Here is a 25042-nt window from a genome sequence, read left to right on the forward strand (position 1 = left end):
TTGGAGCATTATGACAACCCAGCAACCCCGTGTGCTTCTGGTCGATGATGAAAAAGATTTATGCATGCTCATGCATATGAGTCTAAAGCGTATCGGGATTCAAGCCGAAGTAGCCTATAACATTACACAAGCCAAACAAGAGTTAAAGGCTCAGCGTTTTGATGCCTGTTTAACCGATTTAAACCTCCCAGATGGTGATGGTATCCAACTGGTACGACACGTCACTGAACATTATCCAAATACACCGATTGCGGTGATTACGGCGTATGGCAATATGGAAATTGCAATTGCGGCACTCAAAGCAGGCGCTTTCGACTTCGTGAGCAAGCCTGCCAGCTCTGAAGATTTACAACAGCTCTTAGAAAAAGCAATTATTCCAAACGAAGACAATAGTCACTTAACCGCCTCCTCTGACATTGAAGAGCGTACGTTAATTGGCAGCTCTGAAGTGATTCAACAGCTCAAACATACCATTCGCAAAATTTCAAAAACTCAAGCCCCTGTATTTATTACAGGTGAATCAGGCACGGGGAAAGAAGTCGTGGCTAACCTGATTCATTCTCTGAGCAACCGCAAGAATGGCCCCTTTGTCCCGATTAACTGTGGGGCAATTCCTGTCGAACTCATGGAAAGTGAACTGTTTGGGCATAAAAAAGGCAGCTTTACCAATGCAACTCAAGACAAGCAAGGGCTGATTCAAGCCGCACATGGTGGCAGTCTATTTCTCGATGAGATTGCTGAGTTACCCATGAACATGCAGGTCAAACTGTTACGTGCAGTTCAGGAAAAGAAGATTCGTCCCATCGGTAGTGATGTTGAAATTGCTGTAGATTTTCGCATTATCAGTGCAACTCATCAAAACCCTGAAGCACTGATTCAACAAGGAAAGTTCCGCCAAGACTTATTTTTTCGCCTGCATGTGATGGACATTCGCCTCCCCCCTTTGCGGGAACGCGGACAAGATATTTTAGAACTTGCCAATTATTTTATTCAGAAAATCTGTCAAGAATGGCAAATTCCAAATAAACAGCTTACGGTTACGGCTCAACAATTTTTACTTGAACAGAAATTTTCAGGCAATGTCCGTGAACTGCGTAATATTATTGAACGAGCATTAACGCTCAGCGATTCCACTGTGCTTGACGTTCAACATATCCGATATCATCCTGAATCATCGTTAAGAACACAACCGAATCACCCAACAACAGCCAAAGTTCCTGAACCTGAAGTAAAATTTATCTCTCATCAGGGCGAAACCCCAGTGCCCCGTCAGCGTTTCAAACTACCTGAAGAAGGTTTAGAAGCCTATTTGGAAAATATTGAGAAAAATATTTTACTCAATGCTTTGGAAATGACTCACTGGAACCGCACTATGGCAGCCAAAAAGCTACAAATGTCATTCCGTTCATTACGCTATCGCCTGAAAAAATTTGGGCTAGATGTCGAAGGTGATGAAGACAGCTAAATGCAGTCTTCATTTTTGATTATAGAAGCCTGTTACCTATGCTTAAGTAAAATCTCGGCGACATTCTCGATATACAAATCGTCACGCATATCGATTGGCAATGCATAAAGCTGGTTCGGCTGAATACCCTGCCCATCAATCATGCTGCCTTTAGGCGTATAGTAATGTGAAACTGTCATTTGTAATGCTGCACCATTTGGCAATGGAAATAACTTTTGTACCACCCCTTTTCCATAGCTTTTCTCACCAATCACCCAAGCACGCCCATGATCTTTTAAAGCCGCACTAAAAACCTCTGCGGCCGATGCCGAGCGACCATTAATCAACAGTCCCAATTTGATATTGCTGAATTTATTGCCAGGGAGTGCCTGAAAGGTCTGATCGCCTTCTGAACGACTTTTGGTCGTGACAATGATGCCATTATTTAAAAAAAGGTCAGCCGTTTCAACCGCAGCAGACAGTAACCCACCAGGGTTATTTCTTAGATCAATTAAAATCGCTTTTAAACGATTGGATGAATATTGTTCAATAATGTTTTTGATTTCACTGGCAGTTTCTTGTTGGAATACAGGAACTTTAATGACCAAAATCTGATTGTGTAAAAGCGCCGATGATACTGCAACGTCTACTTTTTTATTACGAACAATCGTGACAGGTTGCCCAACAGGCGCCGTCTGCACACTCAGAACCGTCCCGATTGAACCATATAACAAGTTACGAACTTGCTCATGGTTGAGATCTTTTAATTCCTGATTATCAAGTTTATAGACCGTCATACCATTATGCAGTCCAAGTTTGACTGAATCAGAACTCTCTTTCAGCCCTTGAATCAGCCACTGGCGGCGTGATTTATCGAAAATTAAATCAAAGTCAACAGAGGCAACATCGCCCTCCGTATATTGCATTAACTGGCGATAGTCTTCGGGAGAGAGGTAGCGAGAATAGCGATCTAGCCCACCCACCAATCCCTTGATGGCTTGTTCAAATAACGCATCATCTGATTTCTCAGTAACGTAATTATCTTTAACAATACTGTAGATCTGCACAAATTTCTGAATCGAATCGACAGGAATCTCTTCATTAGAAGATTCTGAATCACCAGTGTCATAGTCAAGACTTGCATCAGCTTCTGTTGAAGCTGAATTTGCCGCATAAACAGGATGATTCAAATAGCAGAGTGTTAAACTGGTCGCTAAAAATACCTGCCTAATTTTTTGAATCATCCATTCACCTTTTTATGCTTGTAATGTAATTAAATTGCGACCTTGCATTTCAGTAGGAACAGGAATATTCATTAAATGCAATAATGTCGGTGCAACATCTGCCAAAACACCACCTTCAGCAATCACCGCTTGAGTTGGACCAACATAGATAAATGGTACAAGCTCAGTGGTATGTTGGGTATGCACCTGACCGCTTTGGTAGTCTTGCATTTGCTCGACATTCCCATGATCAGCGGTAATCAGCATATGCCCGTGATTTGCCATGACCGCGTCATAAACACGACCTAAGCAAGTATCTACGGCTTCAACAGCTTTCACTGCGGCACTAAAAATACCTGTATGCCCGACCATATCGCCATTGGCATAGTTCACCACCAACAGATCATACTCACCTGAATTAATCGCTTTCACCAGCTCATCCGTGACTTCATAAGCGCTCATTTCTGGTTGAAGGTCATAGGTTGCAACATTTGGTGATGGAATCAAAATACGCTTTTCACCTAGATACTCATCTTCACGACCACCGCTAAAAAAGAATGTTACATGAGCATATTTTTCTGTTTCCGCAATACGTAGCTGAGTTTTGCCCAAGTTGGATAAGTATTCACCAATTGAATTGTGCAAGGCTTCAGGCATATAGGCAACTGGTGCATCAATGCTGGCTTGGTAACGGGTCAACATCACGTATTTTGCCAGTTGTGGCACAACTTTCCGTTGGAATCCTGTGAAGTCTTTTTCTACAAAAGCACGGGTCAGCTCTCGCGCACGGTCAGCACGGAAGTTCATAAACACGACGCTGTCGCCATCTTGAATCGCAGCTACATCGCCCACTCGGGTTGCTTTGACAAACTCATCGCTTTCTTCGGCAGCATAAGCTTGTGCCAAGCCTTCAGTTGCTGTCGCAACCACACGAGTTGCTTCACCTTCGGTCAGTAAACGATAGGCTTGCTCAACACGATCCCAACGGTTGTCACGATCCATAGCAAAGTAACGACCAATCAATGTCGCAATACGGCCTTGATTTGGATATTGTGCAAAGACTGCATCCAGTTTTTGTAAAGATGGTTCAGCGCTGCGCGGCGGCGTATCACGACCATCAAGGAAAGCATGTAAATATACTTTGGCACCACGTTTTAATGCCAACTCACACATCGCAACGATATGGTCTTCATGAGAATGCACACCACCTTCAGACAAAAGCCCCATGATGTGGACTGCACCGCCTGAAGCTTTGGCTTTTTCTACCGCGTCAATCAGCACTTCATGCTCAAAAAATGCCCCAGTACGAATATCTTTGGTGATACGGGTAAAGTCCTGATACAACACACGACCTGCACCCAAGTTCATATGCCCAACTTCAGAATTTCCCATTTGCCCATCAGGTAAACCCACATCTTCGCCAGAACCTGAAATTAAGCTATGCGGATGCTTTGCTTGCATTGCAGTCAAATTAGGTGTTTTTGCTGCTAAGAAAGCATTGTCTTCAATCGCTTCACGATGCCCCACACCATCCATAATCACCAAGACATGAGGAATCTTAGCTGCCTTCGCATCCGTCATTTTGAACTCTCTTTCAGTTGTCAATTGCGTGCGCGCATTTTACCTAATTTTTAAGCAATTCTCCATCGACTAAAAATTGATGATCATTCTCACTTCAATATTATTTGGCACGATTGAGCAAGTATCCACCTGCGATAAAGATCAGGATGATCGGAACAAATACAAACCATGCAGGCGACGGTGAATAAACCAGACTCGCATAGCCCAAAAAGTCCTGCATGTAATAAAAGCCCAGACCAACGAACAATGCAATCACCAAGCGAAAACCCATCGACTGTTGGCGCAGTGGCCCAAAAATAAATGAACAGGCAATCACCACTAGCGCAATCAAAGAAAATGGCATACCGACTTTTTTCCAAAATGCCAACTGATACGTTTTTGGCACTTGGCTATAGACTGACAAATAATTTATAAATGAAACTAACTGACTTGGAGCTAACTCTTCAGGGTCAATCGTCACCATATGCACATATTTAGGCTGCAAAGCCAAAGACAGTGGTAACTGCGCCGATTCAGTTAAATGCGCATCACCATTTGGCTGAACCTGCATTTGCTGGCTTTGCTTCAAATCCCATTGTCTGGTACTGCTGCTATATTGACCCTGCTCGGCATTCAACACACTTTTTAAGTGATAATTATCATCAAAATCAAGAACTTGAATATTGCGTAAAACGCCTTGTGAATTGGCATAGTTAATATAAATAAAACGCTGCCCTTCGCGTGTCCAGTAACCTTTCACTTCACCTAAACTCGCTACAGCCTGATGTTTCTTAATGCTGTCCGCTTTTTCACTACTATAGGGAATAGCCCATTGGCTCAGTGCAAATGCCAAAATGACCAGTAGCATGGCAGAACGTACTACCCACCCCACAATGCGCCATAAGCTAATCCCAATAGAACGCATCACAATCAGTTCACTGTTTGATGCCAGTGTGCCCAAGCCAATCACCGAACCAATCAGTGCCGAAATAGGTAAAATCTGATACAGGTACGTGGGGGTGTTCCAGAACACATATTCAATTGCCTGCCAAGCGTTATAACCATGTTTGAGTTCACTTAATTCCGCTAAATAGCTAAACAGAAACTGCAACAAGGTCAGTACAGCTGTAGCCCCTAGCATGGCTAAGGTTGAGGTTTTCATCACATGTTTAGCGACCAGACGACGTGCGAACATTAACTTAACCTCACTTACTCAATTTAAGTTTTAATTTCGGCGCAAGATTGGGATTGCGCAAAAATAAGATTGTCACAAAAGCATATCCAAATATCACAGCGGGATATGCCCAAATGCTCAACTGGTCTTTAGTAATACGGGTTTTGACTGCCATTAATGCCACAATCAAGCTGGCAAAAATCAAAATAGCAGGCAATAAACGATAGTAGCGTCCCTGACGTGGGTTCACTTCAGACAATGCTGTTGCCAACAGCAATGCCACAATAATTGCAAATGGCACACAAAAACGCCAACCGAGTTCACTTTGTACGACAGGGTTTTGGCGTTTATCCCAAAGCTGTTGTAAACGCATAGACTCTGCTTTATCACCCGAAATATCGGTTTCTTTATTATTTTCAATTCTTAAACGATAACTTTTAAATTCGGCCTGAGTATAATGCGGCTGTCCTGGGTAAATTTCATAACGGCGACCGTCAATCAAATCCACCACACTGGCCGTATCATTCGGAATCTCTACACGAGTTGCTTCACGCGCCAAAATGACCACATCAGGTTTACCCTCTTTGGTTGCACGTTGATAAAACACAATATCGCGCAAATTTTTACGGTCTTCTGACAAATCACTGGCGTAAATCGTATAAGCACCAGAAGATACAAACTCTTTGGGACGTACCAGATCAAAGCCTGTGCGTACAGCCTGCGTGCTCGACAATTGTTCAAATTTACGTAGTCCCCACGGAGACACCCATACCATCATGACAAGCTGTATCGCCAGAAAAACCACTGTGAGCGGTAAGAGCAAACGTGCGAGCTGGTTACGGCTCACGCCACTGGCATTCAGCACTGCCATCTCATGGTCAATATACAAACGCCCAAAGACCAACATCAAGCCAATAAAAAAGCCCAATGGCATAATCAGAGTTAAAAATTCAGGTAATCGATAACCGATAATGCTAAATAAGATATTGGCATCTAAACGACCCTGAGCAGCAATACCAAAATATTTGATTAAGCGACCGCCCATCATGATTAATGTGAGTAAGGCGATGACGACCAAAGAGGTCTCAACAACCTGCTTAACAAGATAACGTCGAATAATCAAAGGAAGCTTCCGTAAAAAATGAAAACATGACTGGTGAATAGTTTAACCCAATAGCCAGCAGAAAAAACCCATACTTGTATTGCACATTGCAACCTGATCCAGTGTAATGTTGCAATCGTTTAAATTCCGCAAACATCAATAGGCATCTAAAACCATATGAAACTGTCTTTAAAACGCACTCAAGACACTGGCTCTGCCCTGTTTGTCTTGGTGGATGCTGAACAAACCCAACATTCAGCCGCACAATATATTAAAAATTATCCACAACTGATTGCGACCGCACAATTTAAAGCAAGCTTGAATGAAAGTGTAACCTTAATTACACAGCATGATCATTATCCATTTTGTAGCTTGTTAGGTCTAGGTAATGCTGCACAAATTCAAGCAGCACAACTCGGGAAATTGGCACAAAGCATTATTAAAGAATCACAAAAAAAATATAGCCGTATTGATATTGATCTATCCGCATTACCTGAACAGCTACATACACTGTTTGTGATGAGCTTAACTCAGGCCAATTATGCCTTCGATGAATTCAAATCCAAGAAAAATGAATTTATCTTAGAAGAAATCCAGTTGATCGCAGAAAAATCACCACTGAATGCAGAACAGCTGAATTTATTGCAAGCCATCAGTACTGGGCAAAATCTAGCGCGTGATTTGGGCAATCGTCCAGGTAATATCTGTTTCCCTGAGTACCTTGCTGAGCAAGCGCTAGCATTGGCAGCAGAATATCCTGAGCTGTTGAAAGTGACCGTGCTAGATGAACAGCAAATGGCTGATTTAGGCATGCATGCATTCTTGGCTGTCAGCAAAGGTTCAGCACGTGCAGGTCGGGTAATTACTCTTGAATACAAAGCTGAATTAGAGCAAGCCCCAATCGTATTGGTCGGTAAAGGCGTGACTTTTGACACAGGCGGCATTTCGCTCAAACCAGGCCTAGGCATGGATGAAATGAAATTTGACATGTGTGGTGCAGCATCAGTTTTGGGAACCATGCGTGCGCTGTGTGAAGCCAAACTGCCGATTCATGTGGTAGGTGCAGTTGCCGCAGCAGAAAATATGCCATCTGACCATGCGACCCGTCCAGGGGATATTGTCACCACCATGAGTGGGCAAACCGTGGAAATTCTCAATACCGATGCCGAAGGCCGATTGGTACTCTGCGATACCTTAACTTATATCCAGCGCTTTAACCCTGCGGTCGTGATTGATATTGCAACCTTGACAGGTGCCTGTGTGGTGGCACTGGGTAAAGTACTCAGTGGTTTATTCTCTCCAGATGATGCTTTAGCTCAAGAGTTGACTCAGGCAGGTGAACAAAGCTTTGACCGCGTCTGGCGCATGCCTGTGCTGGATGATTATCAAGAGCTACTCGACTCACCATTTGCCGATATTGCCAATATTGGTGGGCCGCATGGCGGTGCGATTACGGCGGCGTGCTTCTTGCAACGCTTTACCCGTGACTACCGCTGGGCGCACTTGGATGTTGCAGGCACGGCATGGTTGTCTGGCAGCAATAAAGGTGCAACAGGTCGACCTGTACCACTACTGATGCAGTTTATTGCAAATCGCGTTCAACATGACTAAAGTCAGTTTTTATTTGTTTGAAAATAGCGTAGAACGGCAAGTCGACAGTGCTTGCCGTTTATCGCGCAAACTGTTGCGCCAGCCTGTACGGATTTGGTGGTATTGTTGTCAAGCCGAGCAGCAACAGTTACTCGATGAGGCTTTGTGGACATTTGATCCACAAAGCTTTATTCCACATGGAATTGACCAGCCACAAGCCAGTGTCTGCATTTCTGCACAACTGCCTGAACATGAGTCTTGGCTCATCTTTAACTTTGAAACACAGGCAGTTGAACCGAAAGACACGTTTGAACACATTATTGAAATTGTCGAAAATCAAGAATCAACTAAAATAGTCGGTCGAAACAAATTCAAACAGTACCGAGAATGGGGAATTGCCCCACGTACGTTTAAATTATAATCTTAACCCAATGCGTTGTTTTAAGGAGTAAAACGTGGCGTTAGATGTTGGAGCAGATTTTGAAAAGCGTTGGCTCAATGCACCACAAGCTGTTCGCCAAACTTATATCAATGATCTGACTCGTATTTGTGAATTATTGTCTACCGATGTTCGCTTAGAAGACTGGCTGTCTAACAATAAACAAGCCCAGCTCCAGTCTTATGAGACCATCGAAAATTCCTACGCTGAGCTCAAGGCACAGCTCCTTGAAGAAGCACGTATTCGCCGTCAACATGCCTTAGAGCAATCTTTGGCAAAAAAACGCGCCCAACAACAGGCGTATATTGATGACCTACAACTGGATGAACGCCTGCAACATCAGGCACAAACCCAACAATTACAAGCATTGCAACAACAACTAGGTCAGGAAAGTCGAGCATATAGTGAACGTTATACTACGACACCGAAACTACGTTTTGAAGCGACGACAAACAGTGTGATTAGCCCTGAAATTCAACATGCGCTGGATAACTTAAAAGTTCGCTTAGAACTTGAAGCTGAAAGTTTAATTGAGCAGATTCAACACAGTGTCACCAGCTTAAATCAGAAAATTCAGCAAGCAGCAGACGAAGAAATCCGCTACTTGCTAGAACAGCATCCCTCTTCAGATGCTTAAAAAAATCTCGGCACATGCCGAGATTTTTTTTATTTTAGAAAGCCATTTTCCGCCAGAAATGACATGCTAATACTGGACTGCGGATTTTGCTCTGCAGCTTTATCCCCCAGCAGCAACCGTTCGATATAACGTGCCAGCACATCCACTTCGAGATTGACTTTTGAACCCTGCTTCCACGTGCCAATATTAGTGCGTTCTGCAGTATGTGGAATCAAGTTTAAGCTCAAAATATTACCACGCAAATGATTGATGGTTAAGCTAATACCATCGACAGTGACCGAGCCTTTCTCTGCCAGATATTTCGCCAGCTCAACGGGTGCCGTCACTTCAAAATAAAGCGAGCGGGCATCTTCACGGACTAAAGTAATTTCGCCAATACCATCGACATGCCCACTCACAATATGTCCACCAAAGCGTGTGGTTGGCAACATGGCTTTTTCAACATTGACAGGGTGTCCGACCTGCCAAGTACCGAGCGTTGTACGGTTTAAACTTTCCCGTGACACATCTGCAGCATACCAGTTGTCACCCCATTCGATGACAGTCAGGCAAATGCCATTGGTGGCAATCGAATCGCCCAAATGCACATCTGACATATCCAAATCAGTTTGAATTCGCAACCGTACATCACCACCCACATTTTGCAGGCTGGACACTTTACCTAGGCTTTCAATAATTCCTGTAAACATAGTCTGTTCTCTTTATTTTATTTACCACAAGGCGAGCTGGGTACTCGTACCAAAGGTATCTACTCCACCCAATTCAGCACAATGATAAAGTTGTCCCAATAACTGACGCAATGGCGGTCCAGGTTTGGCATGCGTATCGGTAATCACGATAAATTCCAGTACACGTGCGCGCTCGGACTGACGCTGCTTGCTCACGCGGTAACGTGGCACATCTTGTGTTAATAAGGTCACTCGCCCACGTTCCAAGTTCGCTTTGAGCAAATCTTTGGCGGCAATATTGCCATCGGTTGAGTAACTGGTCAGGATATAACGCGCATTAATCGTCGAAAGCAAAGTTTCATAGGCATCTTTGGCATGTTTCGATGAATTATAAGGGCTTGGTCGCTCTTTACGCCATGCACGGTCAATCCCGCTTTTAAAGCCTTTGGTGTCTGGCGAAGGTAAATCTGCCTGATCCCACAAGGTAAGTGAATTCAACACATGATAGTTACTACTATACGCATGCTGATTGTAGGGTGGATCCAAATAGGCAACATCAACCTCAAAACCGCTCATTTGGTTTGCTAAATGCTGAGCATCCACACACCACATTTCTGCCATTGGGTTTTTAACATCACCAATTTCGCAAAAGCGGCTTGGCGTTAACCACAGTAATGATTCGATACGTTCCAGCGCAGTCTGGGTTTTTCCGCCCCAACCGTGATGAAAACTTTTGAATACACCACTGGTATTACTAACAAAACTGGCAGAATAAAGTAGCGGTGCGAGCAAAGCACTCATTTCAATATCATCAATCGCACCTTCTGCCTGCCATGTTGCAATTTGCTGGCGAATAGCATCAATACGCATACCATTACGGCGTTTGAAAAACAAGCGATCACGCGCAGGGTCGTATTCTTCATCCTTTCGTGGGCAAAGATTATGCGTGACCCAGCCTTTTGCCAGCGGCAAGCGGTTAAGATAATCAATAGCTTTTTGATAGCCACCCAGCTCTTTAAATTTCGGTGCATCAATACAGGACAGCACAGCATGATTTAAAGCATGGCTATAGGGTTCCCAGTCATTGGCAATGACTCGATAACCATTTTGCCGTGCGAGGCGCGATACCACACCACTGCCTGCAAAAAAGTCAGCAAAAATAGGGGCACGCTTCCCTTTATGATTGAGTGTTCCTGTTTCTTCCAGCGCTTCTAAAATCAGATGCAGCAGTCGACGCTTATTGCCCAAATATGGCACTAGCTGATGAAATAAATATTCATCAGTGGTGCGGGCAGCATGACGGCGTTTATGATAAAGCGTTGTTTCTGAACTCATAATCACTCTTGCAATGGCGTTAAGTTAAGGCGAATATCGTCCCCAACTTGGGCAATTTCTTGAATATGCAAACGGTATTGCTGGTTAAGACTTTGCAAATCGACTTGAAACATGGCACGTGCCGAATGTCCCAATAAGGTTGGCGCAATATAATGAATATATTCATCAACCAAGTGCTGTTGAATAAATGCTGAAGCCAAGGTCGCTCCTGCTTCAACCAATACATCATAAATCTGATGATCACGTAGCAATTGCTTCAGCAATTGATCTAAAGGCTGTACTTCAATTTGTACCACCCCTAAATTCGCTAGTTCTTGGCGAAAGGGTCCCATCACGATCAGGGTTTCAGGTTGTTGTAAGATCTTGGCAGTCAGTGGCAAACGCCCCTGACGATCCAGCACCACACGTTTTGGCTGAACCACGCTACTCAAATCGACATTGGCCAACTCACGTACATTAAGCTGGCAATCATCGGCTAGAACCGTTCCAATTCCCGTAATCACAGCACCTGAAATGGCACGCCAGTGCTGTACATCTTGGCGTGCTGCTGCACCTGTAATCCATTTTGACTCACCCGATGCCATTGCAGTTCGACCATCGAGGCTTGCTGCGACTTTCAGGCGGACATACGGCATTTGAGTTGCCATCGCTTTTAAAAAGCCTTTGTTCAATGCGGCTGCTTCAACGTCACAAATGCCTGACTCAACCTCAATACCTGCGGCTTTTAAAATCTCAATGCCTTTACCTGCCACAAGTGGATTTGGGTCTAAACAGGCAATCACGACTCTTTTAACTTGAGCTTTGACCAATGCTTCAGCGCAAGGCGGTGTCCGACCATAGTGTGCACATGGTTCAAGCGTGACATAAGCGGTTGCACCTTGTGCCTGTTCAGCTGCCTGACGTAAAGCAAATACCTCGGCATGAGGCTGCCCTGCACGCGGATGAAAACCCTGACCAATCACCTGCTCATCTTTAACAATTACACAGCCCACATTCGGGTTTGGCTTGGTACTGTAGCAACCTTGCTTAGCAAGCCCAATTGCCTGCTGCATATAGCGTTCATCGAGAGAGTAATTAGACATAATGCGTTAGTGTTCTCGTTGTTGCATAAGTTCAATATGTTGGCGAAAAGCTTCTACATCTTGGAAATCTTGATAAACTGAAGCAAAACGGACATACGCCACGTGGTCTAAACCAAACAAAGCCTGCATGACAATTTCACCAATGGTACGTGAACTGACATCACGCTCACCTAAACGGCGGATTTTAATTTGAATATCACTGAGTACTGTTTCGATTTGTTCTTGTGTTACTGGGCGTTTCTGTAAAGCATGCATCAATGAGCGGCGTAATTTAGCTTCATCAAACGGTTCATTTTTACCATTTGATTTAATCACACGTGGCATGACCACTTCATAACTTTCAAATGTCGTAAAACGCTCGCCACAACTTGGACATTCACGACGACGACGAATCTGACTTCCTTCCGCAGCTAAACGTGAGTCAATCACTTTGCTATCGGCAACATTACAAAACGGACAATGCATTACACAATGAATCAAGCAAAACGGTAATTCTAGTGTATCAAAAATCTTCCAGATACTAAATGTTGTGTTTGAAATAAAAAACAGCCCCGATTGGAGCTGTTTTTTTGATCTAAAACCGTAAGGTTATTCGATACGTTCACCATGCTGGCTGAGGTCAAGACCCATACGTTCGTCATCATTACTCGCACGTAGGCCAATCACCATATCAATCACTTTCAAGATCACGAAAGTCAAGATTCCACTGTAGGCAATTGTTGCAAGGACACCTTCAACTTGTACCCAAACTTGGTGTGCAATATCTGTTGGCGCTTTAGTCCCCATAATAAACGAGCTGGCGAAGACACCTGTCAAGATTGCACCCACAATACCGCCCACTGCGTGTAGACCGAAGGCATCAAGTGAATCGTCGACTTTAAGTAAGCGTTTAAGACCTGTTGTTCCCCAGAAGCATACCACGCCTCCGATCAAGCCCATGATTAAAGCACCACTTACAGTCACATAACCCGCTGCAGGTGTGATCACAACAAGACCTGCAACCGCACCAGAGGCTACGCCCAACACAGAACCTTTACCACGAATCATTTTTTCAACAAACAACCAAGAAATGGCTGCTGCTGCTGCGGCAACTTGTGTAGTCAGTACAGCATAACCTGCAGCACCGTTTGCACCCAAAGCTGAACCGCCATTGAAACCAAACCAGCCTACCCATAACATGCTTGCGCCAATAACCGTCAAAACAAGGTTATGTGGTGCCATAGACTCTTTGCCAAGACCAATACGTTTACCCAAGAGGTATGCAGCAACCAGACCTGCCACACCTGAGTTAATATGCACCACTGTACCACCAGCAAAGTCAAGCGCACCATCTGTGCCTAACCAACCGCCACCCCAAACCCAGTGAGTAATTGGTGCATAAACTGCAATCACCCAAATGGTAATAAATGCCACAAACGCACCAAACTTCATACGTTCAGCAACAGAACCACTAATAATCGCGACAGTAATAATTGCAAAAGTCATTTGGAAGATGACGAAAAGAATTTCAGGAATTGTTCCCTGTAAAGTATCAGTGGTAATACCAGCTAGCATGGTTTTACTAAAACCACCAATGAAAGCATTGCCTGTATCAAATGCTAGGGTGTAACCAATCGCCACCCAGACAATACTTACAATCACGACTGCTATAAAGCTGTGTGCCATGGTTCCCAATACGTTCTTTTTACGAACCATACCGCCATAAAATAAAGCCAATCCTGGAATGGTCATCAGGAGAACTAAAGCGGTAGAAATAAGAATCCATGCAGTGTCACCAGTATCCAATTTTGGTTTGGCTGCTGGCGCAGGCGTAGTTGCTGCGGGTGCTAATGCAGGTGTTGCTGTAGCGGCAGATGCTGCCGTGGTTGCTGCGTCCGATGCAGCAACTGCTGTTGGTTTAGGTGTAGAAGACGTTGCTTCTTCTGCCCAAGCAGCAGAACCACCGAGTAATGCGCCAGATAAACCAAGCGCCATGATTATTTTTTTCATGTGTATCCCCCAACCTTAATCTTTTGCGAGCTAAACTCTACTGAGCAAACTTCGTGCCAAATTACACAGCATCTGGACCAGTTTCGCCTGTACGAATACGGATGACTTGCTCAAGGTTGGTCACAAAAATTTTACCGTCACCAATTTTACCTGTGCTTGCGACACGGGTAATGGATTCAATGACTGAATCCACCATTTCATCGCTAATGGCAATTTCAATTTTAACTTTTGGTAGGAAATCAACGACATACTCAGCACCACGGTACAATTCCGTATGACCTTTTTGGCGACCGAAACCTTTAACTTCGGTTACGGTGATCCCTTGAACACCAATTTCAGAGAGTGCTTCACGCACATCATCCAATTTGAATGGTTTTACAATTGCAGTTACGAGCTTCATGTTTGTTTTCCTTCGGCTTGTTGTTCAGCTGTAAGGTTTTATGTTCAATTTTCATGCCAATATCTCTGCGGTTAGGGGAATACAGAAATATCTGACACGAATCCACTTTATACCCTATTTTAACGCTTTACGTGCATAGATCAGAAAAAAAAGAAGTTTTTTTTCAATTTATGATGCTCTAAACACATCATGCTAGAATGTTGCAGATTTTTAACATTTTCTGCACATTTATGAGGATCTTATAATGATTGAAATCTTATTAGAGGCGATATTAGAGCAAATTGATCAACCAAAAAAAGACTTAGAGCACAATTTAAGGGCGCTCCTCAATGAAGCTGTAAGTCGTATGGATTTGGTCTCTCAGGATAAAATTCAACGCCAAAAAAATGCGCTATTTATTGCAAATCAACGCCTAGCAATTTTAGATGAAAAAATTAAACAACTTGAAAATAGCTTACAAGCACAAAAATAAGCACCATGATTGTGCAAAAAAATAGAAATTCGACTAAATAATAAGCACCAAAACGGAACTAAAATAACATGTCTTTTGCTAAAATTTATACACGGGGAGTATTGGGACTCCATGCTCCCCTCATTGAAGTTGAAGTCCATGTCAGTCAAGGGTTACCTTCTTTAACGATTGTTGGCTTAGCCGAAGCTGCGGTACGTGAAAGTAAAGATCGAGTTCGTTCAGCAATCATTAATAGTGGTTTTCAGTTTCCAACTAAACGTCTCACGATCAATTTAGCCCCTGCAGATTTACCCAAAGATGGTTCACGGCTTGATTTGCCAATTGCCTTGGGAATTTTAATTGCTTCTGGACAAATTCCTGACCAGAAAATTGCAGACTACGAACTGATCGGTGAACTGGCACTAGATGGGCAATTACGCGCTGTTTCGAGTACGCTAAGTATTGCGTTGGCTTGCCAGAAAGCCCAGCATAAACTGTTATTGCCAACAGACAATGCCAATGAAGCTGCCCAGTTACAACAGCTTGATGTATATGCAGCCAGTTCACTTGAGCAAGTTTGCCAACATTTTTTAGGGCAGCAACCCATTCAAGTTACGCATCCCTCGCAAAACATCGCAGCCTCACAGCAGTTACTGGATCTGGCAGATATCAAAGGTCAGCTTCGGCCACGTCGTGCCTTAGAAATTGCGGCTGCTGGTGGACATTCTATTTTATTTCGTGGCCCGCCTGGCACAGGTAAAACCTTACTGGCATCACGGTTACCGAGTATTCTGCCTACATTAACTCAGGAAGATAGCCTCACCGTTGCCAGTATTTATTCGGTTGCCAATCAACCTTATCAATTTGGACAACGCCCCTTTCGTGCGCCACACCATACCGCGTCAGCAATTGCTCTGGTTGGCGGAGGCTCACAGCCGAAACCAGGTGAAATTACGCTTGCCCATTTAGGGGTATTATTTTTAGATGAACTTCCAGAATTTGATCGTAAGGTTTTAGAAGTTCTGCGCCAACCCTTAGAAAGTCAGGAAATTGTGATTTCACGAGCGGCTCGGCAGATGACTTTCCCAGCGCAGTTTCAACTGGTTGCAGCCATGAATCCCTGCCCTTGTGGTTATGCTTTTAATCAGGACAGTCGTTGCCAATGTTCTGCTGAAGCGATTAAACGCTATCAGAACCGAATTTCAGGGCCATTGCTCGACCGTATTGATTTACATATTGATGTACCGCCACTCTCAGCGCAAGATCTGCAAACCCAGCGCCCAAGTGAAACTTCTACAACAGTTCGCGCTCGGGTTCTGGCAGCTTATCAATTTCAGCTCTCCCGCCAAGGGTTTAGTAATCAGCAGTTATCCCCTCAGCAACTTGAACAATATGCTGTCCTGTCTAGTGACTCTCAAAAAATGCTGGCGCTCGCACAACAACGTCTCAATCTTTCTGCTCGAGCCTATCATCGAGTATTGCGAGTTGCCCGTAGTATTGCCGATTTGGCAGAAAGTGAGTCAATTTCTACAACTCACCTTTCTGAAGCATTGTCTTATCGCAGTCCATTTCAAAGCTAATTTTGCGACATAAAAAAACCGCATGTTTGACATGCGGTTTTTCGGGTAGACCTGCTATTTTTAGAAGGTTTTAGTCAAACTAAAGACCGCACCTGTATCAGTTTCGCGTTTGACAGCATTTGGCAAACCACTGGTATTGTAATTATTACCAATTGCATCCAGCTCGGCGGTTAAACCAGATACTGATTTAAAGCTATAGGTGATGCCAGCCTTCCAGTCCGTAAAGTTGTCATGTTTTTTATCACCATAACCAAAGATATCTTTATCCGCTTTGGTATAGCCAGCACCCAAGACGCCACCAAAACCTTTGGCGATTGGGAATGAATAGCTGGCATTGACATTCCAAGAGTTACTGCCTGTATAGCCACCCCAGTCATTGGTGTAGTTCACATTGGTAAATAGACTATCGCCATTGGTAATTAAGCTTGCAAAAGTTAACTTGGCATAAAATTCTGTCCAGTCCCAATCTTTGCTATGGCTTGGATAGTTATATTCCACAACCCCAACATCGAGCGTCGGCTTAATTTTATTGGACAGCGGTAAAGTTGTGGTAAAGCCAATCGATGGGTCAAGCTCTAAATGTGGAACATTCCCACCATCAAAGTCGACATTTGAAGCAAAGGCAGAAACATAAAGCCCACTTGAATGTGCCAAAGTAAATGATCCCTGAATCGCTGGGTCATTTAAAGTTTGACTGATACCACGGAAACGGTAGTCTGAAGTCAATGCAACATTGCCACTAAATGTTAAGCCATATTGTGCCAATGTATTATCTTCCGCAGCCATTGCACCGGTTGATAATGTCGATACAAATAATGCTGTTGTGAGTAATTTCTTCATTTTGTGATTTCTCCCCAAACCGTGAATTCGATTTTTTGGTTATTTCTTGCAACCCACCTAGTATTAGCAATTGTTATGCCAACTTTCCTGTTGAACAAATGATTATTCGCACCCTATTTTTTGTAAAATTGCTCACTTTTAGTTCATTTCAGCGATTTTTTTGTATAAAAAAAGTGCAAATACTTCAGCAAATATTTGCTGGAGCCCAGTAATTCACAATACATATAACATAGTATGTTTTATTTAGGAAACTATGATTCATATTGTTTTAAAATGAAAATAGATCTCATTTATATTCAAAAAAACTATAAATGATCTATTTCATCATCAGGTTTTAAATTTAAAAATATAGATATATTAAAACCATATGAAACTTTTGTGAAAAAATCATGAAATAATATTGATACTTGCAATCTTTTTATTATAGATTAAAGCCCACTTTGTAACTTTCTGTATCAAGCAGCGTTACGGGTTTTATTTTATTTTTAGGGGAAACCAATGCTAAAAGCACAGAAGCTAACCTTAGCAGTTTTAATCCAGGCTACTTTACTCTCTTCCGCATATGCAAGTGAACAAAGCGAATCTAAAGGCTTTGTTGAAGATTCAACCGCATCAGTTTTATTACGTACCGGCTTTATCGACCGTGATAAAAAAAATGTTAACCCAGGTGTAGATACTCGCTCTACAGTTCAATCTGTTATGTTGAATGCTGAATCAGGCTTCACTCAAGGTACTGTAGGCGTTGCTGTCGGTGTAGTTGGTGATTTCTCATTTAAACTCGGTGACAATAAGCACTCTGGCAACCAAATGATCCCTTGGAAAAATGACAATCGCAATGATCCATATGACCAATGGACTCGTGGTGGTGGTTATGTCAAAGTGCGTGCTTCAAATACAACTTTAACTTATGGTACACAAGTTCTTGATATTCCTGTACTAGCAAGCAACACAGCACGTATGGTACCTGAATATTTCACTGGGACTTTAGTCACTAGCCATGAAATTAAAAATTTAGAAGTGATCGCTGGTGAATTTACCAAAGATCAAATGTCTGACCAGATTGCTACAGATCAAAATCATTTAAAACGTGCTTATGTTTGGGGCACAAAATATAAATTTAATGACCAACTCACTGGCTCTTACTACGGTTTAGACAGTAAAGATGCGCTTAAACGCCATTATGCTGATTTAAACTTTAAACAACCGCTAAGCGATAAAAGTTCATTAACATATGACTTAAGTGGTTACCATACTAAGTGGGATAAAAATGCATCTGTATCTTCAGCAAAACCTGATGTTGATCCTTCAGATCGTTCCAACAATATTTGGGCTTTCTCTACAACTTATAGCCATGGCCCTCATAGTGTAATGCTTGCTTACCAACAAAGTACTGGTAACTCAGGTTATGCTTATAACGAAAATGCGGATGGTTTCCAAAGTGTCTATCTACCAAACTCTTACCTTTCAGACTTTAACGGTCGTGGTGAGAAGTCTGCACAAGTTCAATATAATGTTGACTTAGGTGCTTTCGGTGTTCCTGGTTTATCATTTACAACCGCATATGTCTATGGTTGGGATATCAACACCAAAACAACGCAAAATGCGAAAGAAAGCGAATTCTTCAACCAAATTAAATACACCGTTCAATCTGGTTTTGCAAAAGGCGTAAACTTGCGTCTACGTGAATCTATTTATCGTAATAGCCAAGCTTATGCAAATGACTACTACATGCCTGATACCAACGAAACACGTATCTTCCTAGATATTCCTATTAAATTCTTTTAATCATGACTGATTAATACGAATGAAAAAAACCTACACTGCAAAGTGTAGGTTTTTTTATATAAATAAATTTTGCTCACAAGCATGAGCAAAAAATCACTTATTTTTTAGCAGCTTCAATTGCTTTAACAACTTCAGCTTTCGCAACATCTGCACCTTCCCAACCAGAGATTTTAACCCATTTACCAGGTTCTAAATCTTTGTAGTGTGCAAAGAAATGTTCGATTTGGCTGATCAATAATTTTGGCAAATCTGTGTATTCCTGTACATCTTTGTACAATGGAGTCAATTTGTCATGCGGTACAGCAACCAATTTCGCATCGATACCACCGTCATCTTCCATCTTCAATTTACCAACAGGGCGGCAACGAATCACAGAACCTGCGGCGATTGGATATGGAGTCACAACCAACACATCTAATGGATCACCATCTTCAGATAAAGTATTTGGCACATAACCATAGTTTGCAGGGTAGAACATTGCTGTACCCATGAAACGGTCTACAAATAATGCGTCCGAATCTTTATCAATTTCGTACTTAATTGGTGCAGCATTCGCAGGAATTTCAATGATCACATAGATATCATTTGGTGCATCTTTACCCGCAGGGATATTGTTGTAGCTCATGACAATACTCTTTAAATGGAAACAAATTGAAAAAATTGAGTTGAGAGGCTCAATTTTTATCATGTGCCCAATTATACATGGCACATGATTTGATTGGAAAAATATTCAGACGCCTTAAAGCAGGCGCAAGGTAAACACCAACAGTAAAATCGGGCATACCATCGAGAAAAGCCAAATAATTGAACGTAAAGTTGCCCAGTTAGCCAAGTAGCAAATACCATACAAAACACGCAGCACAATATAAGCAATGCCGAGCGTCATAATCATGGCTTGATTCATCACCATATACTCAGCCATCAGCACAGACGCTAAAAATAAAGGTAAGCTTTCAAAACTATTTTGTTGCACCGCATTGGCTCTGGCGGCTAGACCTGTGGTTTTCGCCAAAAATTCACGTGGATTTTGATTATCTTTTAATTTATATCCACCTGCTATTTTAGCGATAAAGGTAAATACATAAGGCAATAAACATGCAGTCAAAATCAGATAAATAATCCCGCTTATGCTTTGCATGAATGTTTTCTCTTATTGAAATTAGACAGGCGCTCATCATAACATGGCTTTTCTGTGATTTTTTTTGTTAAATATAAGGCTTTCTATTATGCAAATGTGGATACTCGAATGATCGATCAAGATCAACAAACTTTGTTAGATGCCTTATCACAACAAATGCTTGCTCAAAAGCGTGTCGATCGTATCTTAAAAATTGTATTACCGATCACTGCCCTACTGATTACCACTATTTGCGCCAATATGACCTGGCAGTCAACTCTTGGCACATTCATCATGTTAACCGTTGCATTTTATGCTGTTGGCATTAAACGCTGGTCAATTTGGTTATGGCTGATTCTGTGTGCTTTATATAGTTTGATGGATAACTACCTCACTTTTGGAACATTACAAATTAAACCATTACGTTTACAAATGGTTGGCATGTTACCTTTTCTGATTATTATCCATATCGCACGCCCTTATTTAGACAAACTCATACAGCAACAAAAAAAATAAGACCGAAATTTCAGTCTTATTTTGTCTAGCTCAAAAACTTATTTGGCTTTATTGCGTAAATCCTTGCGCAAAATTTTACCTACATTGGATTTTGGCAATTCGTCCATAAATTCCACATAACGTGGACGTTTATAGCCTGTCAGATTGTCTTTTGCGTATGCCAGCAGTTCTTCTGTCGTTAAGCTTGGATCTTTTTTCACAACAAAAAGTTTTGGCACTTCCCCTGATTTTTCATCAGGCACACCAATTGCTGCCACTTCCAAAACTTTTGGATGCTTCGCAACAACTTCTTCAATTTCAGCAGGATAAACATTAAAACCAGACACCAAAATCATGTCTTTTTTACGATCAACGATTTTAATAAAACCACGATCATTCATGACGCCAATATCCCCAGTACGGAAAAAGCCATCTGCAGTCATGGTTTTTTCTGTTTCATCTGGGCGGTTCCAGTAGCCTTTCATGACCTGAGGGCCACGAATCGAAATTTCTCCCTGCTCACCCAACGCCACTTCTTTACCATCGTCATCTAAAATGGCAACTTCAGTTGCAGGCAGTGGAATCCCAATCGAGCCACTAAATTCAGAGGAAGCTGGCGGGTTAAAAGTTGCAACTGGTGACGTTTCTGACAAGCCATAACCCTCATGGATAATAATACCTGTCAGCTTTTTCCATGCCTCAGCAGTTGATGGCAAGACAGCCATACCACCGCCGAGTGCCAGCTTCATTTGGCTATGATCTAACTGACGGAAACCATCATTATTGACTAAGGCATTAAATAAGGTATTGACCGCAGGGAAGATCGTTGGCTTGAATTTAGCAAGCTCTTTGGTCAATGCGGTTAAATCACGTGGGTTAGGAATCAGTAAATTACTGAAACCTTTATACATACCGTACAGTTCACATACCGTAAAGGCAAAAATGTGATACAGCGGCAAAGCACACACCAAGCGTTCGACTTCCTGCGAGTCTTTACCAAATTTGCTCTGGAACATGGTGTCACATTGCAGCATATTGGCAATCAGGTTGCGATGCGTCAGTTCCGCCCCCTTAGATACCCCTGTGGTTCCGCCTGTATATTGCAATACTGCGGTATCACTCATGGTGACAATTGGACGTTTATATTGGCTTGGGCTGACTTTATGCAATGCAGTATTGAAACGCACATGGCCTGGAATATCCCAGTCAGGAATTTGTTTACGTACTTTGCGCAAGACAAAATTCACCAGATTGCCTTTCACAAAACCCAGCATATCGCCAACCGATGCGACAACGACATGCTTGACAGGCGTATGCCCAATAATTTTTTGATACACTGAAGCAAAGTTTTCAATAATCACCAAAACTTCTGCGCCTGCATCATTGAGCTGATGTTCAAGCTCACGTGCCGTATAAAGCGGGTTAACATTGACTAGAATCAAACCCGCCCGAAAAATCCCTAAACTCACAATCGGATATTGAAATACGTTTGGCATCATTACCGCCACGCGTGAGCCTTTTGCTAAACCTAAACTTTGCAAATAACAAGCAAATTTCTTACTTTCACGATCAACATCAGCATAAGAAATGGTTTTATCCATGAAAATAAAAGCATCTCGAGAAGCATACTTTTGAAAATTACGTTCAAAAATATCAATTAAGGAAGTATTTTCGGATGGCAGCTCGACTATTTCGGGAATACCTGTTTTTTTGTATTCATTAATCCAAATTTTTTCCATAATGCCTTTAATCTCCAATCTGTAATCCGATCTAATCGCGTTGTATGCTATGTACCTGATTGTTGAGTTTTTATGCCCAACGCGCTTTTTTTCCACAATAACATATATAACGTATTTCAAAATTGGCTTACTAGATCAATGTCTGAACTATGAGTTTATTTGCTTTTTGATAACCACGTGGTAAAAGTTGTCCTTTTGCTGCACGTTTTCCAAGATATTTTTGTAAGTCATCGCCTTTTAATTTCAATTGTTGTTGCCCTGCAACCACCTGAATCAGATCAGATAAATTCAATAATTGCATATCCACAACAATTTCATTGTCCTGAAGTTGTATCAATTTGTTGCCTTTACCTTTGTTTAAAACAGGTAATTCTTGCAAGTCAACAATCAAGACGCGCCCACCAGAGCTTAACAGTGCAACATGACTCTTTTGTTGAATTGGCATTAAAGGTAACGCTTGAGCCTGATCAGGTATGCTCAGGAAGGCCTTACCTGCTTTGGCATTGGTGTCGAGTGCATTGGCTTGGGTTTTAAAGCCATAACCCGCACTGCTCGCTGCCAGTAATTCTTGTTGATCGTCTTCAATCAGCACTTGAGTAAATGCTACGCCATTGGCAGGAGCAAGTTTCGAACTTAAAGGTTCACCCAAACCACGTGCTGACGGTAAGCTATTGATTGGCAATGCATAACTTCGCCCAGTCTGATCTATCACATAGACTCGTTGATTACTCTTACCAACGGCATGACTCAAATACTGATCGCCTGCACGGTAATTTAAGTTTTCAGCATCGACCTCTGCACCTTTTGCGGCACGAATCCAACCTGCTTCAGAGAGTACGACTGTTACAGCTTCTGCAGGCATCAAATCCTGTTCTTTAATTTGCACCGCTTCAGCGCGTTGTACAATCGCTGAACGACGCTCATCACCAAATTTTTTCGCATCTTCCTTGAGTTCATTAATCACCAAGTTTTTCAATGACTCAGGGTTTGCCAACTGCTCACGAATAATCGTTGCTTTGGCTGAAAGTTCATCCTGCTCTTGGCGAATTTGCATTTCTTCAAGCTTAGCCAGTTGACGCAATTTCAGTTCCAGAATCGCTTCCGCCTGAATCTCATCAATCTGTAACTTTTCCATTAATGCTTGTTTCGGCTGATCTTCTTCACGAATAATTTGAATCACCGTGTCGATATCCAAATAAGCAATTAATAGCCCTGCCAAAATATGCAGGCGTTTTTCAATTTTATTTAAATGATATTGCAAACGACGGGTGACGGTTGCTTTACGAATTTCGATCCATTCCAGCAAGATTTTACGAATCGATTTAACCTGTGGGCGACCATCTGCCCCAATCATGTTTAAATTGACCCGATAGCTAGACTCTAAATCAGTGGTCGCAAACAAATGGCTCATCACCTGTTCGGCATCGACACGGTTGGAGCGCAGCACAATCACCAAACGGGTTGGGTTTTGGTGATCCGATTCATCACGAATATCGGACACTAAAGGGAGTTTCTTCGCCAGCATTTGGTCAGCGATTTGAGTCACTACTTTTGAGCCAGACACCTGATATGGCAAATCACTGATGATAATTTCATTTCTTTCAACCGTATACACTGCACGCATACGGTAACTGCCACGCCCAGTCGTCTGGATTTTCAGGAGTTCATCTGGTGGCGTAATAATTTCAGCTTTGGTCGGTAAGTCAGGGCCTGGAATATATTCTGCGACTTTTTCATCGCTTAGATTCGGGTTACGAATTAGAGCAATCGTTCCTTTGATTACTTCACGTAAGTTATGTGGTGGAATATCCGTTGCCATACCCACGGCAATACCTGTCGTACCGTTCAGCAAAATATTCGGTACTCGCGCTGGCAAGTTAATCGGTTCTTTTAAAGAGCCATCAAAGTTATCTTGCCAGTCACAAGTGCCTTGCCCAAGCTCAGACAATAACAACTCACTAAACTGTGACAATTTTGCTTCGGTATAACGCATTGCCGCAAAAGACTTAGGATCGTCGGGTGAACCCCAGTTACCTTGCCCTTCAATAAACGGATAACGATAACTAAATGGCTGTGCCATGAGCACCATGGCTTCATAACATGCCGAGTCACCATGCGGGTGGTATTTACCCAGTACATCGCCCACTGTACGTGCTGACTTTTTCGGTTTGCCACTGTGCTTTAACCCTAGCTCACTCATGGCATAGACGATACGGCGCTGTACAGGTTTTAAACCATCACTAATATGGGGCAATGCACGATCCATAATTACGTACATGGCATAATTTAAGTAGGCTTGTTCGGTAAACTCTGCTACGGAGCGGTTTTCTGTCGCATGATGCGCAAGATTGGTCATAAAAGAATTGAACCTATCTGAATGCTAAGGGAAAGA

The 25042-nt window shown here is 42.5% G+C and carries 23 protein-coding genes; 8 read left to right on the top strand and 15 right to left on the bottom strand.

Going from position 1 to position 25042, the window contains the following annotated elements:
* Positions 1-10 precede the first annotated feature (10 nt).
* The gene (locus tag E0H77_RS05210; protein ID WP_131375572.1) at positions 11-1465 is read left to right on the top strand and encodes a sigma-54-dependent transcriptional regulator; all 1455 of its coding nucleotides are present in this window, start codon (positions 11-13) and stop codon (positions 1463-1465) included.
* Positions 1466-1497: 32 nt separating this feature from the next.
* Here E0H77_RS05210 and E0H77_RS05215 read toward each other — a convergent pair whose 3' ends face one another.
* The 4 genes from E0H77_RS05215 to lptF form a co-directional block, all read right to left on the bottom strand.
* Complete coding sequence (locus tag E0H77_RS05215; protein WP_131375575.1) at positions 1498-2688, bottom strand: S41 family peptidase; 1191 nt, start codon at positions 2686-2688, stop codon at positions 1498-1500.
* 12 nt (positions 2689-2700) lie between these two features.
* Positions 2701-4248 (bottom strand): 2,3-bisphosphoglycerate-independent phosphoglycerate mutase, encoded by a 1548-nt coding sequence (gene gpmI, locus E0H77_RS05220; RefSeq protein ID WP_131375577.1) that lies wholly within the window; start codon positions 4246-4248, stop codon positions 2701-2703.
* A 100-nt stretch (positions 4249-4348) separates the two neighbouring features.
* Positions 4349-5422 (bottom strand): LPS export ABC transporter permease LptG, encoded by a 1074-nt coding sequence (gene lptG, locus E0H77_RS05225; protein ID WP_131375579.1) that lies wholly within the window; start codon positions 5420-5422, stop codon positions 4349-4351.
* A gap of 10 nt (positions 5423-5432) precedes the next feature.
* On the bottom strand, positions 5433-6524 hold the full coding sequence (gene lptF, locus E0H77_RS05230) for an LPS export ABC transporter permease LptF (protein ID WP_131375581.1): 1092 nt from the start codon (positions 6522-6524) through the stop codon (positions 5433-5435).
* Between the two features lie 156 nt (positions 6525-6680).
* Between lptF and E0H77_RS05235 the strand changes: the two genes are divergently transcribed.
* The 3 genes from E0H77_RS05235 to E0H77_RS05245 are packed head-to-tail and all read left to right on the top strand — an operon-like array spanning position 6681 to position 9169.
* On the top strand, positions 6681-8114 hold the full coding sequence (locus E0H77_RS05235; protein WP_131375583.1) for a leucyl aminopeptidase: 1434 nt from the start codon (positions 6681-6683) through the stop codon (positions 8112-8114).
* Positions 8107-8514: a DNA polymerase III subunit chi gene (locus tag E0H77_RS05240; RefSeq protein ID WP_131375585.1), complete on the top strand. Its 408-nt coding sequence runs from the start codon at positions 8107-8109 to the stop codon at positions 8512-8514. The genes E0H77_RS05235 and E0H77_RS05240 overlap by 8 nt, the downstream gene beginning before the upstream one ends.
* A 34-nt stretch (positions 8515-8548) precedes the next feature.
* Positions 8549-9169 (top strand): hypothetical protein, encoded by a 621-nt coding sequence (locus tag E0H77_RS05245; protein WP_131375587.1) that lies wholly within the window; start codon positions 8549-8551, stop codon positions 9167-9169.
* A gap of 29 nt (positions 9170-9198) precedes the next feature.
* On the opposite strand, the gene E0H77_RS05250 is transcribed toward E0H77_RS05245, so the two are convergent.
* From E0H77_RS05250 to glnK, 6 genes are all read right to left on the bottom strand, one after another.
* Complete coding sequence (locus tag E0H77_RS05250) at positions 9199-9858, bottom strand: riboflavin synthase (RefSeq protein ID WP_131312380.1); 660 nt, start codon at positions 9856-9858, stop codon at positions 9199-9201.
* 21 nt (positions 9859-9879) lie between these two features.
* Positions 9880-11172: a DNA adenine methylase gene (locus E0H77_RS05255; RefSeq protein WP_131375589.1), complete on the bottom strand. Its 1293-nt coding sequence runs from the start codon at positions 11170-11172 to the stop codon at positions 9880-9882.
* 2 nt (positions 11173-11174) lie between these two features.
* Positions 11175-12254 carry a bifunctional diaminohydroxyphosphoribosylaminopyrimidine deaminase/5-amino-6-(5-phosphoribosylamino)uracil reductase RibD gene (gene ribD, locus E0H77_RS05260; RefSeq protein WP_131375591.1) on the bottom strand — a complete coding sequence of 360 codons (1080 nt, stop codon included), beginning with the start codon at positions 12252-12254 and terminating at the stop codon, positions 11175-11177.
* A 6-nt stretch (positions 12255-12260) separates the two neighbouring features.
* Entirely contained in the window at positions 12261-12719 is a 459-nt protein-coding gene (gene nrdR / locus E0H77_RS05265; protein ID WP_004902592.1) for a transcriptional regulator NrdR, read from the bottom strand.
* Between the two features lie 123 nt (positions 12720-12842).
* Positions 12843-14243, bottom strand: a complete 1401-nt coding sequence (locus E0H77_RS05270) for an ammonium transporter (RefSeq protein ID WP_131375593.1) — start codon at positions 14241-14243, stop codon at positions 12843-12845.
* 61 nt (positions 14244-14304) lie between these two features.
* Positions 14305-14643 carry a P-II family nitrogen regulator gene (glnK, locus tag E0H77_RS05275; protein ID WP_004749947.1) on the bottom strand — a complete coding sequence of 113 codons (339 nt, stop codon included), beginning with the start codon at positions 14641-14643 and terminating at the stop codon, positions 14305-14307.
* Positions 14644-14887: 244 nt separating this feature from the next.
* Here glnK and E0H77_RS05280 point away from each other — a divergent pair, with 244 nt between their 5' ends.
* The gene (locus E0H77_RS05280) at positions 14888-15115 is read left to right on the top strand and encodes an accessory factor UbiK family protein (protein WP_131375595.1); all 228 of its coding nucleotides are present in this window, start codon (positions 14888-14890) and stop codon (positions 15113-15115) included.
* A 68-nt stretch (positions 15116-15183) separates the two neighbouring features.
* Entirely contained in the window at positions 15184-16674 is a 1491-nt protein-coding gene (locus tag E0H77_RS05285) for a YifB family Mg chelatase-like AAA ATPase (RefSeq protein ID WP_131375597.1), read from the top strand.
* Positions 16675-16734: 60 nt separating this feature from the next.
* Here E0H77_RS05285 and E0H77_RS05290 read toward each other — a convergent pair whose 3' ends face one another.
* The gene (locus tag E0H77_RS05290; RefSeq protein WP_131375599.1) at positions 16735-17514 is read right to left on the bottom strand and encodes a TorF family putative porin; all 780 of its coding nucleotides are present in this window, start codon (positions 17512-17514) and stop codon (positions 16735-16737) included.
* A 498-nt stretch (positions 17515-18012) separates the two neighbouring features.
* On the opposite strand from E0H77_RS05290, the gene E0H77_RS05295 reads away from it, so the two are divergent.
* Positions 18013-19299 (top strand): OprD family outer membrane porin, encoded by a 1287-nt coding sequence (locus E0H77_RS05295; RefSeq protein WP_131375601.1) that lies wholly within the window; start codon positions 18013-18015, stop codon positions 19297-19299.
* A 97-nt stretch (positions 19300-19396) separates the two neighbouring features.
* Here E0H77_RS05295 and ppa read toward each other — a convergent pair whose 3' ends face one another.
* Positions 19397-19924: an inorganic diphosphatase gene (gene ppa, locus E0H77_RS05300; RefSeq protein WP_131375603.1), complete on the bottom strand. Its 528-nt coding sequence runs from the start codon at positions 19922-19924 to the stop codon at positions 19397-19399.
* A gap of 114 nt (positions 19925-20038) precedes the next feature.
* The gene (locus E0H77_RS05305; protein ID WP_131375605.1) at positions 20039-20437 is read right to left on the bottom strand and encodes an MAPEG family protein; all 399 of its coding nucleotides are present in this window, start codon (positions 20435-20437) and stop codon (positions 20039-20041) included.
* Positions 20438-20545: 108 nt separating this feature from the next.
* On the opposite strand from E0H77_RS05305, the gene E0H77_RS05310 reads away from it, so the two are divergent.
* Positions 20546-20932, top strand: a complete 387-nt coding sequence (locus E0H77_RS05310) for a hypothetical protein (RefSeq protein ID WP_131375607.1) — start codon at positions 20546-20548, stop codon at positions 20930-20932.
* Positions 20933-20970: 38 nt separating this feature from the next.
* On the opposite strand, the gene E0H77_RS05315 is transcribed toward E0H77_RS05310, so the two are convergent.
* Positions 20971-22650 (bottom strand): AMP-binding protein, encoded by a 1680-nt coding sequence (locus tag E0H77_RS05315; RefSeq protein ID WP_131312390.1) that lies wholly within the window; start codon positions 22648-22650, stop codon positions 20971-20973.
* A gap of 130 nt (positions 22651-22780) precedes the next feature.
* On the bottom strand, positions 22781-25006 hold the full coding sequence (gene parC / locus E0H77_RS05320) for a DNA topoisomerase IV subunit A (RefSeq protein WP_131375609.1): 2226 nt from the start codon (positions 25004-25006) through the stop codon (positions 22781-22783).
* Between the last annotated feature and the right edge of the window lie 36 nt (positions 25007-25042).

It is taken from the genome of Acinetobacter brisouioides, from assembly GCF_004331075.1.
GTDB lineage: Bacteria > Pseudomonadota > Gammaproteobacteria > Pseudomonadales > Moraxellaceae > Acinetobacter.

What these genes read in the sequence shown, in the direction of transcription:
- E0H77_RS05210 (WP_131375572.1), top strand. Translation starts at nt 11, where the DNA reads ATGACAACCCAGCAACCCCGTGTGCTTCTGGTCGATGATGAAAAAGAT.
- E0H77_RS05215 (WP_131375575.1), bottom strand. Translation starts at nt 2,688, where the DNA reads ATGATTCAAAAAATTAGGCAGGTATTTTTAGCGACCAGTTTAACACTC.
- gpmI (WP_131375577.1), bottom strand. Translation starts at nt 4,248, where the DNA reads ATGACGGATGCGAAGGCAGCTAAGATTCCTCATGTCTTGGTGATTATG.
- lptG (WP_131375579.1), bottom strand. Translation starts at nt 5,422, where the DNA reads ATGTTCGCACGTCGTCTGGTCGCTAAACATGTGATGAAAACCTCAACC.
- E0H77_RS05235 (WP_131375583.1), top strand. Translation starts at nt 6,681, where the DNA reads ATGAAACTGTCTTTAAAACGCACTCAAGACACTGGCTCTGCCCTGTTT.
- E0H77_RS05240 (WP_131375585.1), top strand. Translation starts at nt 8,107, where the DNA reads ATGACTAAAGTCAGTTTTTATTTGTTTGAAAATAGCGTAGAACGGCAA.
- E0H77_RS05250 (WP_131312380.1), bottom strand. Translation starts at nt 9,858, where the DNA reads ATGTTTACAGGAATTATTGAAAGCCTAGGTAAAGTGTCCAGCCTGCAA.
- E0H77_RS05255 (WP_131375589.1), bottom strand. Translation starts at nt 11,172, where the DNA reads ATGAGTTCAGAAACAACGCTTTATCATAAACGCCGTCATGCTGCCCGC.
- ribD (WP_131375591.1), bottom strand. Translation starts at nt 12,254, where the DNA reads ATGTCTAATTACTCTCTCGATGAACGCTATATGCAGCAGGCAATTGGG.
- nrdR (WP_004902592.1), bottom strand. Translation starts at nt 12,719, where the DNA reads ATGCATTGTCCGTTTTGTAATGTTGCCGATAGCAAAGTGATTGACTCA.
- E0H77_RS05270 (WP_131375593.1), bottom strand. Translation starts at nt 14,243, where the DNA reads ATGAAAAAAATAATCATGGCGCTTGGTTTATCTGGCGCATTACTCGGT.
- glnK (WP_004749947.1), bottom strand. Translation starts at nt 14,643, where the DNA reads ATGAAGCTCGTAACTGCAATTGTAAAACCATTCAAATTGGATGATGTG.
- E0H77_RS05280 (WP_131375595.1), top strand. Translation starts at nt 14,888, where the DNA reads ATGATTGAAATCTTATTAGAGGCGATATTAGAGCAAATTGATCAACCA.
- E0H77_RS05285 (WP_131375597.1), top strand. Translation starts at nt 15,184, where the DNA reads ATGTCTTTTGCTAAAATTTATACACGGGGAGTATTGGGACTCCATGCT.
- E0H77_RS05290 (WP_131375599.1), bottom strand. Translation starts at nt 17,514, where the DNA reads ATGAAGAAATTACTCACAACAGCATTATTTGTATCGACATTATCAACC.
- E0H77_RS05295 (WP_131375601.1), top strand. Translation starts at nt 18,013, where the DNA reads ATGCTAAAAGCACAGAAGCTAACCTTAGCAGTTTTAATCCAGGCTACT.
- ppa (WP_131375603.1), bottom strand. Translation starts at nt 19,924, where the DNA reads ATGAGCTACAACAATATCCCTGCGGGTAAAGATGCACCAAATGATATC.
- E0H77_RS05305 (WP_131375605.1), bottom strand. Translation starts at nt 20,437, where the DNA reads ATGCAAAGCATAAGCGGGATTATTTATCTGATTTTGACTGCATGTTTA.
- E0H77_RS05310 (WP_131375607.1), top strand. Translation starts at nt 20,546, where the DNA reads ATGATCGATCAAGATCAACAAACTTTGTTAGATGCCTTATCACAACAA.
- E0H77_RS05315 (WP_131312390.1), bottom strand. Translation starts at nt 22,650, where the DNA reads ATGGAAAAAATTTGGATTAATGAATACAAAAAAACAGGTATTCCCGAA.
- parC (WP_131375609.1), bottom strand. Translation starts at nt 25,006, where the DNA reads ATGACCAATCTTGCGCATCATGCGACAGAAAACCGCTCCGTAGCAGAG.